General features: G+C 65.7%; 9 protein-coding genes. 3 read left to right on the top strand and 6 right to left on the bottom strand.

What is annotated here, in order from left to right; translation table 11 throughout:
- Nucleotides 1-95 precede the first annotated feature (95 nt).
- Nucleotides 96-1,445, top strand: a complete 1,350-nt coding sequence (locus BKY26_RS14410; RefSeq protein ID WP_071691088.1) for a lytic murein transglycosylase — start codon at nt 96-98, stop codon at nt 1,443-1,445.
- A gap of 186 nt (nt 1,446-1,631) precedes the next feature.
- Here BKY26_RS14410 and BKY26_RS14405 read toward each other — a convergent pair whose 3' ends face one another.
- A complete protein-coding gene (locus tag BKY26_RS14405) occupies nt 1,632-2,102 on the bottom strand; it encodes an MOSC domain-containing protein (RefSeq protein ID WP_071691087.1) in 471 nt (156 codons plus the stop codon).
- An 86-nt stretch (nt 2,103-2,188) separates the two neighbouring features.
- Between BKY26_RS14405 and BKY26_RS14400 the strand changes: the two genes are divergently transcribed.
- Nucleotides 2,189-3,868: a DUF6504 family protein gene (locus BKY26_RS14400; protein ID WP_071691086.1), complete on the top strand. Its 1,680-nt coding sequence runs from the start codon at nt 2,189-2,191 to the stop codon at nt 3,866-3,868.
- Between the two features lie 4 nt (nt 3,869-3,872).
- Here the strand turns inward: BKY26_RS14400 and BKY26_RS14395 are convergent, their stop codons facing one another.
- The 4 genes from BKY26_RS14395 to BKY26_RS14380 all read right to left on the bottom strand — a co-directional run bounded on the left by BKY26_RS14395 (nt 3,873) and on the right by BKY26_RS14380 (nt 8,564).
- Entirely contained in the window at nt 3,873-4,847 is a 975-nt protein-coding gene (locus tag BKY26_RS14395) for an ornithine cyclodeaminase family protein (protein WP_071691085.1), read from the bottom strand.
- 65 nt (nt 4,848-4,912) lie between these two features.
- Nucleotides 4,913-5,764 carry a universal stress protein gene (locus BKY26_RS14390; protein ID WP_071691084.1) on the bottom strand — a complete coding sequence of 284 codons (852 nt, stop codon included), beginning with the start codon at nt 5,762-5,764 and terminating at the stop codon, nt 4,913-4,915.
- Between the two features lie 11 nt (nt 5,765-5,775).
- Complete coding sequence (locus tag BKY26_RS14385) at nt 5,776-7,266, bottom strand: SulP family inorganic anion transporter (protein WP_071691083.1); 1,491 nt, start codon at nt 7,264-7,266, stop codon at nt 5,776-5,778.
- A gap of 122 nt (nt 7,267-7,388) precedes the next feature.
- Entirely contained in the window at nt 7,389-8,564 is a 1,176-nt protein-coding gene (locus BKY26_RS14380) for an MFS transporter (RefSeq protein WP_131541880.1), read from the bottom strand.
- Nucleotides 8,565-8,745: 181 nt separating this feature from the next.
- On the opposite strand from BKY26_RS14380, the gene BKY26_RS14375 reads away from it, so the two are divergent.
- A complete protein-coding gene (locus BKY26_RS14375) occupies nt 8,746-9,762 on the top strand; it encodes an extracellular solute-binding protein (protein WP_071691081.1) in 1,017 nt (338 codons plus the stop codon).
- A 154-nt stretch (nt 9,763-9,916) separates the two neighbouring features.
- Here the strand turns inward: BKY26_RS14375 and BKY26_RS14370 are convergent, their stop codons facing one another.
- Nucleotides 9,917-11,596 (bottom strand): ABC transporter permease, encoded by a 1,680-nt coding sequence (locus tag BKY26_RS14370; RefSeq protein WP_071691080.1) that lies wholly within the window; start codon nt 11,594-11,596, stop codon nt 9,917-9,919.
- Nucleotides 11,597-11,613: the final 17 nt, after the last annotated feature.

Below are 11,613 nucleotides of genomic sequence, written 5' to 3'. Positions count from 1 at the left end.
TGCCGGCGAGGCTCCGCCGAAGGCGTGGGGCCGGTGCTTCTTTCGAAACCGGGAAGCGCGTATACTGCGGGACAAGCAATCATACAGGCACGAGCATGCTGACGCCGAGACTATTCCTGACCGCAATCCTGGTTCTGGCGGCAAGTGCTGCCGGGGCCACGCCCACTGCCACCATGCGGCCCTTGCCCCGCCCGGCGGAAGACAGTTTGCAAAGCGTGACGCCAAGCGGGCTGGCAGTTGACGTGTCCTTGCGTCCGGCCATGCGCATGGTGACATTGGCCGCCCGCCCCGAAACGCCTTTGGCCGAGCCGGTCAGCTCCGCTGGCTTCCGGGCATGGGTTTCCGAGTTTTCACGCCGTGCCCGCGCGGAAGGCATCGGCCAGCAGACGCTCGACAGGGCCTTTGCCGGGGTGACGCTGAATGAAAGGGTGATCGAGCGTGACCGCAACCAGTCGGAATTCTCGCGGACATTGTGGGATTATCTGGACAGCGCCGCGTCGGATACGCGCATTGCCAACGGGCGCACGGCCCTGCGGGAGCATCGCGACACGCTGGACGCGATCGAACGGCGCTATGGGGTCGAGGCCGAGATCGTGGCGGCGGTCTGGGGGCTGGAAAGCGCCTATGGCAGCTTCCGCGGATCGGTGCCGATCATCGAGGCGATGGCGACGCTGGCATATGAGGGCCGCCGGGCGGAGTTCTTCGAGACCGAGCTGTTGGCGGCGCTGCGCATCTTGCAGGCGGGCGATATCGCCCCCGACCACATGCAGGGATCATGGGCGGGGGCGATGGGGCATACGCAGTTCATGCCAACCAGTTTCCTGGCCCATGCGGTGGATTTCACCGGCGACGGGCGGCGCGATATCTGGGGGGATGATCCTGCTGACGCACTGGCCTCGACCGCGCGGTATCTGTCGGAAAACGGCTGGACCCACGGCCAGCCCTGGGCGCTGGAAGTGGAGCTGCCGGACGATTTCGATTTCTCGCAGAGCGGTGAGCTGATCCAGCGCGATGCGGCCCATTGGAACGCCATGGGTGTGCGGCTGGCGCGCGGTGGCGGTCTGGTTCCGGAACACGGGCCCTCCTCGATCCTGCTACCGGCAGGGCATACGGGCGTGGCGCTTGTGATCTATGAAAACTTCCACGTGATCGAGACCTACAATCCGGCGGACGCCTATGTGATCGGGGTGGGTCATCTGGCCGACCGGATCGGCGGCGGACCTGCCTTTCGCGGCGGCTGGCCCCGGCAGGATCGGGCGCTGACCAATGACGAGCGGTTCGAGTTGCAACGGCGCCTGACGGCGGCGGGATTCTCCACCGAGCGCATTGACGGGATCGTCGGGCCATTGACGATCCAGGCAGTGCGCGAATACCAGGCCGCCGAGGGGCTGGTGCCGGATGGCTATGCGTCCGAGGCTTTGCTGAGGCGTCTGCGGCGCGGCTGAGGTCTTGCGCCCTGCAGGGCAGGTCGCGGCGGGAACGGCCCTCCTCAACCCCCGGCTTGCGCCGGAGGCCTCGTCGGTCCGTGTTGCCACGGGACTGTGGTACGGGTGGTCTGCAGGGTGTGACGGTGGCTCTGCTTTGAGGCGAAGGGATGCCTCCGGCGGAGGTATTTTTTGCCAAGATGAAACTCAGGCCTCGACTGTGAGCATGGCCCCGATTGCGAGCGGACCGGGTGTCAGAACCTCTGCACACCAGCCACCATGGCCGCGCATGGCGTTGTAGCCTCCGGGGCCGAGCGCCGTCTCCATCCGCGAGCAGGGGGCGCAGGGGCCGGTGATTCGCAGGCGGGCGGTGCCGGTCGTGAGGATGCGGTTGCGGGTGGCCGAGAGGTTGAGGCCGGAGATCACGAGGTTGCGCCGCAGCGTTTCGGGGGAAACCTGCGAAAGCCCTGCAAGTGCGGCGATGACCGGCAGGTGTTCGGCCTGGATCAGGGTCACGGCGCGCTTTCCGGGGCGGGCGTGGTCGCCTGCGAGGCCATGGTCGAGAATGTCGATCCGGGGGACCGACTGCATGGTCGCCTTCCGCGCGGGGCGCAACCCGATCCAGTCGACGCGACCGGGGCGGGGGAAGCGGGCGGTGAGGCTTGCGAGCGGTTCCATGGGGTGAGCGTGACACGGGAGGCGGACTCGACTCCAGCCCCGCTGGACGCTACATATGGAACATAACATGAACATCATGCTGCCACATGAGCCTATCTGCCCCCAACCGCCCCGATCCGCGCCGCCGGATCCTGTCGCTGTGGTTTCCACGGCTGGCCGCCGAGCATCTGCAGCGGCTGGACCGGGGGCTGTGCGACAAGCCGCTGGCCGTGGTCGAGGAGGTGGGCAATGCGCGGGTGCTGTCCTCGCTGTCGTTCGAGGCCTCGGCGGCGGGGTTGACACATGGCTTGCCGCTGGCCGAGGCGCGGGCGCTGTGCCCGGACCTGCAGACCCGGTCCGCCGACCGGCTGCGCGAGGCTGCTTTCCTGACATTGCTGCGCCGGTGGGCGGGCAAGTTTTCCCCCTGGGTGTCGGAGGAGGGGCGCGAGGGGCTGATGATCGACCTGACGGGCTGTGCGCATCTGTTCGGTGGCGAGGCGGCGTTGATCGCGCAGGTGGAGGCGGATTGCGCGGCGCTGCGCCTGTCGGTGCGGGCGGGGCTGGCGGATACGGGCGGCGCGGCCTGGGCACTGGCGCGCTATGCGGGGCAGGGGGCGGGCAGTACGCGCAATGGCGATGCCATCGACCAGGAAGCGCGGGCGACCCGGTCGCGCGCGGGCAAGCGGCGGCACTGGACCAAGGGCGGCGCAGCGCCTGCGCGCGATGTCACCGGCCGTGCCGCGCCGATTGCCCCGCCGGGGCAGACGCGGGCCGCCATCGGGGGGTTACCCATTGCGGCGTTGCGGTTGGACCCCGCGACGGTGGCCGGGCTGCACCGGTTGGGGCTGCACCGGATCGGTGACCTGCTGGGGCCACCGCGCGCCACGCTGGCCCGGCGTTTCGGGCAAGGGGTGGTACGGCGGCTGGATCAGGCCCTGGGGCTGGAGCCGGAACCGATCGCCCCCGCCCGGCCCGAGACCCATTTCGCGCTGCGCCTCAGCCTGCCGGAGCCCATTGGGCTGGAGGAGGATATTCTGGCGGGGATCGACCGGCTGTTGCCGCCCTTGTGCGACAAGCTGCGGGCCAAGGGCAGGGGCGCGCGGCGGGTGCGGCTGGAACTGATGCTGGCCGAAGGGAGGACGGAGGCGGTGGAAGTGGGGCTGGCGCGTCCGGGGGCAGAGCCCGACCGCATCCGCCCGCTTCTGGCGATGAAACTGGGCGATATCGACCCCGGTTTCGGCATCGACACGCTGCGGCTGGTGGCCTCGGTGACGGAGCCTGTTCACGCGCGGCAGCTGAAGGGCGGGCTGGCTGCCACGGAAGACGCCGCCGCGCGGCAGGGGCGCGATACGGGGCTGGAGGATCTGATGGCCCGGATCGGCGCCCGTGTGGGGCTGGAGGCGATCACGCGCCAGCACCCGGCCGAAAGCCATATCCCGGAAAAGACCGCGATCACGCTGGCCGCCGCGTGGTCGGACCCGGCGAAGGACTGGCCGCGTTGCCCCCGGCCCCGCCCGCTGACGCTGTTCCGCCCCGAACCTGTGCAGGCCGAGGACCGGCCCGACCTGCCCGCGCGGTTCCGCTGGCGGGGGCGGAATTTCGCGACGCTAGGCGGAATGGGGCCGGAGCGGATCGCGCCGGAATGGTGGCTGGACGATCCCAACTGGCGCAGCGGCGTGCGTGATTATTGGCGGGTGGAAACCGAAACCGGGGAACGGCTGTGGCTCTTCTACGCCCATGGCGGCGTGGTGTCGGGCGGCTGGTTCTGCCAGGGGGATTTCGGGTAGGCGGTTAGTCGGACCAGCCCACATCCTGCCCCGCGCCTGCCTCGACCGCGCGCAAGTACGCAAGCCGGGAAATGGCGAAATCTCCGATGGCGATACCCCGGAAGACGAAGGCGCGGCGGGCGTCGTCGGCAAACTCCCCCGGCCCGGTGGTCAGCAGGGTCTTGAGATCGCCCTTGACCAGCGAGGGATCGACCAGCTTTTTCGGGCTTGCCTCCTCCTGCACCAGATCATCGACGAAAAGCGGCCCGAAGGCGGTCATGCTGTCCTGCTGCCAGGGCAGGGCAAGGTCGGTGATGGTGGCGAAGGCGCCGGGCTTGGGCCACTCGGCGTTCAGGAAGGGCTCGATTTCATAATTCAGGGTGACGGAGGTCACGATCAGGTCAGCGCCCTCGATGGCGGCGCGGGGGTCGTCGAACACCTCGGCAGACAGGCCCAGGCCCGTCGCCATATCGCAAAGCTTGTCGATATTCGCCTGCCCGCGCCCATAAGCCCGGATCGAAGACAGCGGGAAGAGGTCGTTGAAGATCGCCAGATGACTGCGCGCCTGCACCCCGCAGCCGATGAAGGCGATACTTTGCGAGGCCGGGTTGGCCAGCCTGCGCGCTGCGACGGCGGAAAGGCCCGCGGTGCGCACCCCGGTGATCCAGCCCGCCTCCGCCAATGCCCGCATCTGCCCGGTTTCGCTGTCCTGGATCAGGATCGCGCCGTCGATGCCGGGGCGGCCCCGGTCGGGGTTGCGGGGACTGACCATGACCGATTTCACGATGGTCAGATCCGGATCATCGGAGGTTGACAGCGTCGTCATCATGTAGCGCCCGCCTTCGGGCACCACGGCGGATTTGGGCGCGGTCAGGATCTGGCCCGCCGCGTCCTGAAGGATGGCGGCCTCGATCGCGTCGACAATCTCGGTACCCGAAATGCCGAGCCCCTGCAGCACGTCATCCGACAGCAGCAGAAACCTGTCCGAATTGCCTGTCATCGACCTTCTCCCCTCGTTCGCCGTTTGCTGGACGATAGGGGGAATCGGACGAGGGCGAAAGGGCGTTACCGGAACAGCAGCACCGGGACCTTGCAGGCGCGGATCATCTCGGTCGTGGTCGATCCGATGAACAGGTTACGGATGCGGCTGTGCCCATAGGCGCCCATGATCAGCAGGTCGAAATCATGCGCTTCGGCGCGGTCCGCGATCAGGGTTTCGGGCTGGCCCGGCACGATTTCCGAGGTCACGGAATAGCCCGCGCCTTTCAAGAGCGCCGCCGCGCCTTCGATGGCGCGTTTGGCTTCCGTGGTCTCGGACCCGACCGTCAGCAGGTGGATGGAGAGGCCTGCGAACAGCTCTGACCTTGCGATATGGTCCACCGCTTTCAGCGCCGATTGGCCGCCGTCGAAGGCGACCAGCAGCTTCTTGACCGGCTGGAAGGCACGCGAGGCGACAAGAACGGGTTTGGTCGAAGACCGCACCGCGCGTTCCAGGTTGCTGCCCAGATGCATCGACGCGAAATCGGCGGCCTCGCCGCGTTTGCCGACGATAACCAGATCGGCATCCGCCTCGGCTTCGCGCAGGGTTTCGACCAGATCGCCGATCCGCAACCGGCCCGTGACCTCGACGCCCTCGGCGCCGATCCGTTCGGACGCGTCCTCGATGATCGCCTGTCCGCGCTTGCGCGCCAGCTTGGACCGCTGCGCATCCAGATCGGCCAGTTCATTCAGAAGCGCGGTGCGTGCGCCAAGGCCGATATTGCCGGACAGATTGCGGGGATCGGCGCTTTCATCCCTGCGGCCCAGGATATGGATGACCTCCACCGGCCATCCCTTGCCCTTGGCCACCCAGGCCGCGTGATCGCAGACGCTTTCGGAATAGATGGAGCCATCCACCAATGCGATGATCTTGCTCATGCGGGGTCTCCTCAGTGGCTCATCAGGCGGTCCATCGCGCCCGGTTTGTCATGTTCGGCCAGCCGGTCCACGATGGTGGAAGACGCCTCGTTCATGCCCCTCAGCTCGACCTCGGCCCCATCCCTGCGGAATTTGAGCACGGCCATGTCCAGCGCCGCAACCGAAGAAATGTCCCAGATATGCGCGCGGGTGACGTCGATCACGACATTTTCCAGCACCTCACCATAGTCGAAAGCGGCGGCAAACTGGTCCGCCGAGGCAAAGAACAGCTGCCCGTGGATGTGATAGGTGCGGGTCTTGCCATCCTCCGACAGCTCGGACGTGACGGCGAAAAGCTGCGCGATCTTGCCCGCGAAGAAGATGCCCGACAGCAGCACGCCGGTCAGAACGCCGATGGCGAGGTTGTGGGTGTAGATCGTGACCACAACGGTCGCCAGCATCACGATGGAGGAGGAGCGCGGATGGGTGCGCAGATCCTTGATCGAGGACCAGCTAAACGTCCCAATCGAGACCATGATCATGATCGCCACTAGCGCCGCCATCGGGATGACCGACACGATGAAATCGAAAGGCACCACCAGCAGCAGCAGAACAACACCCGCCACGAAACACGACAGCCGCCCGCGCCCGCCGGATTTCACGTTGATCATCGACTGGCCGATCATCGCGCAACCGGCCATGCCGCCGATGAACCCGGTGCAGAAATTGGCCACGCCCTGGCCGATGCATTCCTGGTTCTTGTCCGACGTGGTGTCGGTCAGGTCATCGACGATCTGCGCGGTCATCAGGCTTTCCAGCAGGCCCACGGCAGCGACAGCGGCCGAATAGGGCAGGATGATCATCAGGGTTTCCAGGTTCAGCGGGATGTCGGGCAGCAGGAAGACCGGGAAGGTATCCGGCAACTCGCCCATATCGCCCACGGTTCGCAGGTCCATCCCGAAGGTCAGGGCCACGGCAGTCAGCGCGATGATGCAGACCAGCGGCGAGGGGATCGCGGTGGTGACATAGGGGAAGAGGTAGATAATGGCGAGCCCGGCAGCGACCATCACATAGGTCATCCACGGCACGCCCATAAGTTCCGGCAGTTGCGCCATGAAAATCAGGATCGCCAGCGCATTGACGAAGCCGGTCATGACGGACCGCGAGACGAACCGCATGACGCTGCCCAGTTTCAGCATCCCGGCCCCGACCTGCAAAACGCCCGCCAGGATCGTCGCGGCCAGCAGGTACTCAAGCCCGTGATCGCGCACCAAGGTCACCATCAGAACGGCGGTCGCGGCGGTGGCGGCCGAGATCATGCCGGGCCGCCCGCCCGCGATGGCGGTGATCACGGCGATGGAGAACGAGGCATAAAGCCCGATCTTGGGGTCGACGCCCGCGATGATCGAAAAGGCGATGGCCTCGGGGATCAGCGCCAGCGCCACGACAAGGCCGGAAAGCAGGTCGGCACGGATGTTGCCAAGCCATTCGGCCCGCATCCGGGGAAGGAAGTCCGGGGACATGAGGGGAAGTCTCCGTCAGGAATTGTTCGCGTTTGATCGCGGCCATACCTGTCATGGCCCCGGATGGCCACCCGTTTCCCGCCGCAATGCGGCGAAAACCGGTTATGCGCTGCGGAAAAGGGCTATCCAGTGCGGTCGGTGCTGAACAGGTAGACGACGCAGCCAAGCAGGATCATCAGGCCAAAGAGGCCGAAAAGCTGGCTATAGGCCTCTGCCGGGGTCGCCCCGACAGACAGGCGCGCAAAGACCGGGCCGCTGGCAAACTGCATGATCCCCACCCCGCCAATGCCGAATAGGTTCAGCAGCGTCACGCCCCGGCCCACCAGATGCGGCGGCACGAAGCTGCGACCATGGGCGATGATGACGGGGAAGGTCGCTCCGAAGAATCCCACGGCGGCCATGACGGCGATGGACCGGATCTCGGACCCGTCGGGCCAGGCCCAAAGCGCGAGGCACGAGAGGCCGGACACCAGATTGCCGGCAAAGATCACCCATTTGCGGGTGCCGAACACGCGGTCGAGCGGCCCGTAGAAGAAGTTGCCCGCGATCATGGCAAAGCCCATGACCAGCGACGCGGTGCCGATCCGCCCGATCTCGGCCTGATAGACATCCTCCAGGTAGGGCGCGATCCACAGGCCCCTTATGCCCGCCGCAGGGGCATAGTTCACGAACATGATCGCCAGGATGAACCACAGGGCCGGGATCTTCAGCAGGTCGAGCAGCGATCCTTTCTGGCTGTGATCGGCCTTGGCGGGGTTATGGACAAATACCGCCAGCGCCGCCGCGATCATCAGCGTGACGGCGGCCATGCCCCACATGGTTTCGCGCCAGCCTAGGGATTCCACCGCCCAGGCCAGCGGCAGGGCCGCGCCGATATTGCCAAGCGACCCGGTGCCCAGGATGACGCCCGCGAAGGTGGCGAAGACGGCGGCGGGGTAATCGCGCGCGAGGATGTAGTAGCTCGCCATCAGAACCGGCGAACAGCCCACCCCGATCAGCATCATCGCCACCGCGACCCAACCCGGCCCCTGTGCCGTCGCCATGATCGCCGCGCCACCCGCGCCGCCAAGCGCCAGCAACACCGACGAAGTCAGCCGTGGCCCGATATGGTCCAGCGCCCATCCCACGGGAATTTGCATCGCGGCAAAGGTCACGAACCACAGGCCCGAGGCCATGGCGAGATCTTCTGCGCCCGCGCCGATTTCGACCCCAAGAACCGGGGACAGCACCGCCAGGAAAGCGCGGTAGAACTGGCTAAGCACATAGGCCAGCACCAGGAAGATCATGCCGGGGGTCACGCTTTCCTCCCTCTCGAAAGCTGGCTCACCCTGCACCGAAGCTTAACAGGTGCACAAGCGGGAACGTTTTCCGAGTAATTTGCTTGGGAATTGCTTGACTCGTTTCATGGGCGTGATATGTCCGCGCTTATCCGAGTGAAATACTCGGTTTATTGATCAAGGACGGACAAGGACTGACAGAATGACCCGACCGATTTCCACCCTTCTCGCCGCCAGCATCCTTGCCAGCACCGCAACCATGGCCACCGCGCAGGAACTCAATATCTATTCGTCTCGCCACTATGACACAGACGAGGCGCTCTATTCCGGCTTCGAAGAGGCGACGGGCATCACCATCAACCGCATCGAGGGCGACGCGGATGAGCTGATGGCGCGCATGCAGGCCGAGGGCCGCAACTCCCCCGCCGATATCTTCATCACCGTTGACGTGTCCCGCCTGAACCGCGCCGTCGACGCCGGGCTGCTGCAGCCGGTCGACAGCGATGTATTGGAAGCGCGCATCCCTGCGAACCTGCAAGACGCCGAAAACCGCTGGTTCGGCTTCTCGCAGCGCTCGCGGATCCTCTTCTACAACACCGACCTGGTGGACACGCCCCCCGCAACCTATGCCGATCTGGCCGATCCTGCCTATGAAGGGCTGGTCTGCATCCGGTCCTCGACCAACACCTACAACCAGACCCTGCTGGCCTCGATCATCGCCCATGAGGGCGAAGACGCCGCCCGTGACTGGGCCGAGGGCGTGGTGCGCAACTTTGCCCGCTCGCCGCAGGGCGGCGACACCGACCAGATCCGCGGCGTCGCTTCGGGTGAATGCGGTGTGGCCGTGTCGAATACCTACTACTATGTCCGGTCCCTGCGTGATCAGGTTGATGGCGTCACCGAGCATCTGGATGTGATCGGCTATGTCTTCCCCGATCAGGATGGCAATGGCGCGCATATGAACGTATCGGGTGCCGGAGTGGCCGTGCATTCCCCGAACCGGGAGGCTGCCGTCGCCTTCCTCGAATATCTCGCTTCCGATTCGGCGCAGGTCTATTTCTCTTCCGGGAACAACGAATACCCTGCGGTCGAAGGCGTCGAGATGGTCGAAGAACTGGCCGGTCTGGGGGAATTCGTCGCCGATGATGTCGATCTGTCGGATGTGGCGGCCAACCTTGGCACGGCGCAGCGCATCTTCAATCAGGTCGGCTGGCCGTAAGGTCATCACGCATCAACAGAACCAAGGGGCGTCCCGGTTGGGCGCCCCTTTTGCGTCGCACCAAGAAGAATTTTCGAGAAAATTCTTCCGTGTCAGAAAATTCTTCCTTCAAGAATTTTGAGGCCCTGAAAAATCTTCCGGAAGATTTTTCCTGTCACTCGGCGATCTGCGGATCGGGGATGAATTCCGCTTCCGTCCGGTCCTCGCGCCCCAGACCCCAACACAGGATCATCACCGGCAACAGCCCAACCAGGCCGATCACCAGGCTCGGCACCGCCGCTTCTGCCAGCCGCTCATCCGCCGCCAGCCGGTGCGCCTGAACCGCCAGCGTGTCATAGTTGAAGGGCCGCATGATCAGGGTCGCGGGCAGTTCCTTCATCACATCGACGAAGACGATCAGCAGGGCGGTCAGCAGGCTTGGCCGCAGGATCGGCAGGTGAACGCCCCTCAGCATGGTCGAGGGTGAGCGGCCAAGTGTCCGCGCCACGGCGTCGATATTGGGGTTGATGGTAGACAGGCCCGCGTCATAGGCCGACAGGGCAGCGGCCATGAAGCGCACCATGTAGGCCATGACCAGCAGCCAGATCGACCCGGTGATCAAAAGGCCGGTCGAGATGTCGAAGGTCTCGCGCATCCAGGCATCCAGCGCGTTGTCGAACCCTGCAAAGGGCACGATCAGGCCAACGGCGATCACACCGCCGGGCACCGCATAGCCGAGACCCGCGATGCCGATCGCGGTCTTGTTGGCCCGGTTGGGATGCAGCCGTGCGTTGAAGCCCAGAAAGACCGCAGCCGTTACGGTGAAAAGCGCCGCGACCGAGGCCAGCGTCAGCGAGTTCTGCAGGAAGCCCAGATACCGGTCGCCCAGAATGATGCCGAAACTGTCATGCCCCATCCAGACCAGCAGTCCGGCTGGCAGCAGGAACCCTAGAACCACCGGCAGCGCACAAAAGATCACCGCCAGCGCCGCGCGTCCGCCACGCAGCACGGGCGGGTCCAGCACCTCGAACCGGCGCCCCGCGCCATGATGGCGCTGGCTTGCGCGTTGCCGCCGTTCCAGCGCCGCCAGAACCAGGGCTGCCATAAGCAGGCAAAGCGCCAGTTGCGCGGCAGCCCCCCGGTCAGCGAAGGAGAACCAGCTTTGATAGATGCCGGTCGCAAAGGTCTGCACGTTAAAATAGCTGACGGTGCCGAAATCCGCGATGGTTTCCATGATCGCCAATAGAACGCCGCCCGCGATGGCGGGCCGGGCAATGGGCAGGCTGACACGGAAGAACGCGCTCCACGGGCCGCGACCCAGGGTGCGGGCGGCCAGATAGGCCGTTGCGCTTTGCTGCAAAAACGCTGCGCGGGCCAGCAGGTAGACGTATGGATAGAGCACCAGCGTCAGCATCATCGCTGCACCCGGCAGAGACCGGATTTCCGGAAACCAGTAATCGCGCGGGCCCCAGCCCGTCAGGTCGCGCAAGGTGGTCTGTACCCATCCGGGATGGTCGAGGAAATCCGTGTAGGCATATGCCAGCACATAGGCCGGGAAGGCCAGCGGCAGGGCCAGCGCAATCTCCAGCACGCGGCGGCCGGGAAAGCGCGTCATGGTCACCAGCCATGCCGTGCCCGTCCCGATGACAGCGGTTCCGGTGGCCACGATCAGCACCATGGTCAGGGTCGCGCGGGTGTATCGGGGCAGCACGGTCTGCGCGAGATCGGTGACCGTTTCCAGCCCGCCCGTCAGCGCCGCCAATGTCACCGCGCCAATCGGCAGCAGGCACAACCCGGCAGCAAGCCAGGCCAGGACAGCCATCCAGTGACCGGAGTTATGGCGGCGGAGTTTCATACTGCTGCATCTAGGCC

The organism is Nioella sediminis (genome assembly GCF_001879695.1).
Classification (GTDB): domain Bacteria; phylum Pseudomonadota; class Alphaproteobacteria; order Rhodobacterales; family Rhodobacteraceae; genus Nioella; species Nioella sediminis.
The sequence above is the reverse complement of the archived record's forward strand: the minus strand, read 5'-3'. Positions and strand labels throughout refer to the sequence as shown.